The 3,532-nt window shown below is 45.5% G+C and carries 3 protein-coding genes; all 3 read right to left on the bottom strand.

Annotation, left to right across the window (positions count from 1 at the left end):
- Nucleotides 1-144: 144 nt before the first annotated feature.
- The 3 genes from V4C51_RS17375 to V4C51_RS17365 all read right to left on the bottom strand — a co-directional run bounded on the left by V4C51_RS17375 (nt 145) and on the right by V4C51_RS17365 (nt 3,089).
- A complete protein-coding gene (locus V4C51_RS17375; RefSeq protein WP_330927437.1) occupies nt 145-573 on the bottom strand; it encodes a CesT family type III secretion system chaperone in 429 nt (142 codons plus the stop codon).
- A gap of 238 nt (nt 574-811) precedes the next feature.
- Entirely contained in the window at nt 812-2,404 is a 1,593-nt protein-coding gene (locus tag V4C51_RS17370; RefSeq protein WP_330927436.1) for a Na+/H+ antiporter NhaC family protein, read from the bottom strand.
- A gap of 472 nt (nt 2,405-2,876) precedes the next feature.
- Nucleotides 2,877-3,089, bottom strand: coding sequence for a hypothetical protein (locus tag V4C51_RS17365; protein WP_330927435.1), 213 nt, complete (start codon nt 3,087-3,089; stop codon nt 2,877-2,879).
- Between the last annotated feature and the right edge of the window lie 443 nt (nt 3,090-3,532).

The raw sequence follows: 3,532 nt of genomic DNA, 5'->3' as shown, positions 1-3,532 counted from the left end.
TGTGAGGAGAATAGCGGGACTATTTGACGAACAAAAGCGACTTTTTAGACCCATTTATCGTAGCCGCAGTAGGAGCATGACTTTTAAGACTGCTTCTTACTAACAACAAGATCGAGAGCACGTTTATGGAACATTCTGGCTAATTTATGGCATTAGCATCATCGGCGCATTGCCTCGAAGTGGTTGCTGCTTCTCAATATATTCCTGCAAAATTTCAAAGCAGTTCAGGTACTCTATTAACCCTCTTTCCAGCTCTGCTTCATCCAGATCCTGGAGAGAACGAACCAAATACAAGCCCAGTTGTTTATTATCCGGTTCAATACATAAACTGACCCGGTGAGTGCTCACCAATATCAAACTGGTTTTCAGAAGCTCTATCAATAGTTGCTCCTGGTCACGGGGCTGATCCGGTAACGAACCCAAAATACCGTGCAGGTAACAGTTTCCCCCTGCCTGAAAGGCAGTTAATGCTACGAGATCGTCCAGTACGAGGTGGTATTTATTATCTTTGAACTCCAGCTTACCCATATCATTTTTTTGGGCAAATGATTCCATCAAATGGTCAAAGCTCATTGCATCCCTGCTCCCATGAGAAGGCATTGCGCCCTCAATTCATTCCTTTGTTTACTATGAGTGTAGCCGACTTAGAAGCAGTCTTAAAAGTCTGCCCGTAGCGAGGACCGCGAGAAATGGCGGATAAAAAGTCGCTTTTGTGAGGAGAATAGCGGCACTATTTGACGAACAAAAGCGACTTTTTAGACCCATTTATCTTAGCCGCAGTAGGAGCATGACTTTTAAGACTGCTTCTAAGTCATCCGTCAGGGATGTCGACTGTTGAACGATTCCTTTTGTAGCTTACTGACAATTTTTTGAACACCACCACCGTCGCGGCAAAAGCAGCAAGAGATGTCATAAAACCAGCAGCCACAGATTCAGTCATACCCATCACGAAATAACCCAGCGCCGCAATCATCGCAATGGTAAGTGCATAAGGCAGTTGTGTGTTAACGTGATCAATGTGATGACACGACGCACCAGTTGACGACAGAATCGTAGTATCAGAAATGGGTGAACAGTGGTCACCAAAGACAGCACCTGCCAATACCGCCGACAGCATGGGTAACAACATAGCTATATCTGCTGCGGCTGCCATATCACCAGCAATAGGTAACATAATGCCAAAAGTGCCCCAGCTAGTTCCTGTCGCAAATGCCATAACACAAGAAACAACAAACAAAATCATTGGCAAGTAGCTCGTGGAGAATGCGTCACCGACCAAACTAGCCAGGTAGGCGCCGGTTTCCAACTGGTCAATAACACTGATCAAAACCCAGGCAAAGATCAGGATGTAAATGGCTGGCAACATGGAGCGCACCCCTTCTACAATGGCTTTTAACCACAGTGTACCTTTCAGGTTATGGCCTATCATACGGATCGCTGTCAGCGTCAGCCCCAGACTTGAACCCCACACCAAAGAGCCGGCGACGTCTGTTTTTTCAAAAGCTCCCAACACGGAGAAGCTCTGCCCACCAGCCACAAGGGCTGCTCCTCCAGTCCAAAGCATGGCAATGATAGTTAACAGTACCAACAAAAAAATAGGAATCACCAAATCAGCAACCCTGCCTTTGCCATGATCATCCAGTTGCGCTGCACCTGGCGGAGTCCCCATAGTCTGATCATACAACTCACCCGTCTTTGCACGCTCCTCACGCAAGCGCATGGGACCAACATTCAAATCCAACCAGGCCACGGCTATCACCATAGCCAGGCCAAATACAGCATACAAGTTCATGGGAATCATCGTAACAAAGGCATGTATGGCGCTAATATCAGACACGCCATGAACCGTCATGATGGTACCAATCATACCTATGATATAAGCCCCCCAACTGGAGACAGGCGTAATAACACAAACCGGTGCTGACGTTGAGTCAATCAGGTAGGCCAACTTGGCTCTTGAAATACCTTGCCTGTCCGTCAATGGCCTACTGATGCTGCCAACAGCCAAGCTGTTAAAGTAGTCATCAATAAAAATCAAAAAACCAAGCGTCACGGCAAAAAGCTGTGCGCCAATACGGCTTTTAATCCTTGTCCAGGCCCACTCACCAAAAGCTTTAGCACCGCCAGATAGGCAAATTAAGCTTGTGAGAACACCCAGCAGAATTAAAAACAGCAAAATAAAAACATTGTTCCTATTGAAGCCATCATTCCAGAAGATGGCGATAAACTTCTCCAATATATACGACAATGAATTAACGGCATTGAAATGGGTGACAAGCAAACTGCCGACCACAATACCCGCTCCGAGGGACAGCAGGACTTTTCGGGTGATAATAGCTAAAAGTATCGCAATAGCCGGGGCTAACAGGGAAAGGACTGAATGATTATAGCTAAATAATTGCATAAACAGATCTCACCAAAGGCCTGACTAATGGATATCCGTTTCAACTAACAGTATAGTGCTGGTTATTTGGATCAGTAGCAACTAGTTGACATCCTCCCCCTGCTAGAAAGGCTGTCGCGAAACGCTGAAATACACTCCGCACCGTCATCCTGTACAGGGAATGTACAGGAACCACACTCTATGGAAGGCACTCTAACCGCGCGCGTCATGCGGGTTTAGTGATTCACGTCCTTGTGGCATAGACCCCTTACAATCCCTGTACGGCATAACGACGGAGAAAATTAAGAGTTTCGCGACACCCTCCAGACCGGTGGGGGTCTAACGCTAAAATCTGATAGCAGTAAGGCAGCCCCTATCAAGAGTAGTATTTCTGGTACCGGGAAGCATTGGCAGCCCAAGGCAACAACATATGACAGTGAAACTTACTGATAAAAAGTGTTGTTTGCTTTCTGGTTTCTATTTATTTTTTTATTCAACCCGGAGCTATTTTGGTGGCATTTTCTTTTCCCATTGCCAGCGGCTTTTCTCCAGACTTGTACATTTTATACATGCGGCGTTCAACCTCGGATGCTGTCAAGGTACTGAGCCGCCACTCACCATTAATAAAAATAAATGCTTTTTTTTCTGCACCAAATTTGTAGTAAGAGCCATTGATGTAAGCCTCTGCTCCCTTTGGTATCTGCATATAACAACCTTTAAGCGTAGCCCTTTAAAACCCTGGTTCAGCGTGCATAACCACTTTATTTTTGTACTTATGTACTTACTACTTTTCCGGCTTGCTATTCCCCGATCCAGTCACTATCACTAACAGTAACACTGGCCCCGAAGAGGCTTATTCAAAATTGCTACTTTGAAGCCAGGTACAAAACCTTTCTGCCCTCTGTATCTGCAACCGCCTTCCCATTGGAGTAGAATTAAGCCGCAAGCATTACACGCTGTGCTGACCATAACCAACACGACTTTTCACAAGTGACAAAATCATCAGTTCTAATTATTGGCTGATATTTTTCAAACCCACTGCTTTTTACATCTAGGAGCCTGTCCGAGAATAGACTACCCTACTGCGGTTGCGATAAATTGGTCTAAAAATTCCTGCTTCTTCGTCAAATAGCCCCACTATTATCCTCA

The sequence above is a fragment of the Candidatus Sororendozoicomonas aggregata genome, from assembly GCF_031528575.1.
Lineage (GTDB): Bacteria > Pseudomonadota > Gammaproteobacteria > Pseudomonadales > Endozoicomonadaceae > Endonucleibacter > Endonucleibacter aggregata.
The sequence above is the reverse complement of the archived record's forward strand: the minus strand, read 5'-3'. Positions and strand labels throughout refer to the sequence as shown.

Coding starts and splice junctions, on each gene's coding strand:
- V4C51_RS17375 (WP_330927437.1), bottom strand. CDS start 573: ATGAGCTTTGACCATTTGATGGAATCATTTGCCCAAAAAAATGATATG.
- V4C51_RS17370 (WP_330927436.1), bottom strand. CDS start 2,404: ATGCAATTATTTAGCTATAATCATTCAGTCCTTTCCCTGTTAGCCCCG.
- V4C51_RS17365 (WP_330927435.1), bottom strand. CDS start 3,089: ATGCAGATACCAAAGGGAGCAGAGGCTTACATCAATGGCTCTTACTAC.